The organism is Faecalibacterium sp. Marseille-Q3530 (assembly GCF_017377625.1).
Taxonomy (GTDB): domain Bacteria; phylum Bacillota; class Clostridia; order Oscillospirales; family Ruminococcaceae; genus Faecalibacterium; species Faecalibacterium prausnitzii_E.
The window spans coordinates 1-1,262 of record NZ_JAFREH010000039.1 but is presented as its reverse complement, the minus strand read 5'-3'; the positions used below and the strand labels follow the sequence as shown (position 1 = coordinate 1,262).

Here is a 1,262-nt window from a genome sequence, read left to right as displayed (position 1 = left end):
GACCGCTGCCATCGGAATAGTCGGTGTGGTAGTCGTCTACCAGCGTCAGGTTGCCCTCCGGGGTCAGGGCACCAGCGGTTTCATCCGTGACTGTGACAACATCTTCCTCCACGACTTCCGGCAGAACCGGCTGCTCCACCGGGGCAGCTTCGCCCTCAAAGGCAAAGGCGGGAGCCGCCATGCCAGCGCACAGTGCCGCCGATACCAGCAGCGCACCCAGTTTCTTAATCTTCATCTGCATCGACCTCCTTCTCAAAAGTTGCACCCACGGCAGACAGCGCAGCCGGGTTCGGGGTGGCAGTTGCCGACTGCCGCAGCAGGGCAGCAAGCTGTTCCGGTGTGACCTTTGCGGTCCGCACCATTTCGTTGACCTCGGCGGAATCCTCCTCCTGAATGCGCCGTTCCAGAATCTCGATGCGGTTGTTCAGTTTGATGCGGCGCTCCTTCTCTTTTTCCAGCATCGCCCGCAGCTTATCCGATTTTTCGCTCATAAAACTCCTCCAATCATTTTGAAAGCCGTCCAAAACCGGACAGGTATTTCTGCCAGTAGGACGAGTGAATGTTTGCGTACTTGATGGGGTCGCCGGCACTGACCATCATGCCGTTGCCCAGATAGATTCCGGTATGGCTCATGCCGGGGGTGTCGTAGGTTCCTTTGAAAAAGACCAGATCTCCGGGCTTTGCTTCGGCTTCGGAAATGTGCTGGCTCTTGTTCCACAGACCGTTGGCGGTGGTGCGCCCCACATTGTAGCCGTTCTGGTTGTAGACCCAGCAAACGTAGCCGGAGCAATCAAACCCGGTTTCCGGGGTAGAACCGCCCCACACATAGGGCGTGCCCACATACTTTTGGGCTTCCTTGTAGATGGCGGCAAATTCCTCGTCCGTCAGGGCTTCGGCAGGCACAGTATAGTCGATGCCGGGTGTGCCGGAGCCATCGGAACCACCGGGCGGCAGACCACCGTTGAACAGGTAAGGCCGACCACCCAGCGTGTCCTGAAAGATTTCGTAGCGTTTCCACTGGTCAGCATCCAGTTCCTCCCGGATAACGACCTCCAGCCCTTTGTTCACCAGCTTTGTGTGAAAAATGCGGTACTCATAAGGCACCTGTGTGGGAACTGGGATTCCTGCCGGACTGATGACCCACACGGTCTTATACCGTATCTGTACCTCCACCCATGTGGTCAGCTTATACTGCTTTTTGAAGGTCTCCTTCAGTTTTCCCTGCACTTCTGACCGGGTATAATCGTCATACAGAGTCGTGA

Annotated in this window: 2 protein-coding genes and 1 pseudogene; all 3 read right to left on the bottom strand. The window is 56.7% G+C overall.

Going from position 1 to position 1,262, the window contains the following annotated elements:
• Window positions 1-235, bottom strand: a pseudogene (locus J3350_RS13840) (hypothetical protein); the annotation flags it as partial.
• Window positions 225-491, bottom strand: coding sequence for a DUF4315 family protein (locus J3350_RS13835; protein WP_055191823.1), 267 nt, complete (start codon window positions 489-491; stop codon window positions 225-227). The gene J3350_RS13835 and the pseudogene J3350_RS13840, both read right to left, overlap by 11 nt.
• A 13-nt stretch (window positions 492-504) precedes the next feature.
• The coding region (locus tag J3350_RS13830; protein ID WP_207687016.1) for a C40 family peptidase at window positions 505-1,262 on the bottom strand (758 nt) is incomplete at its 5' end.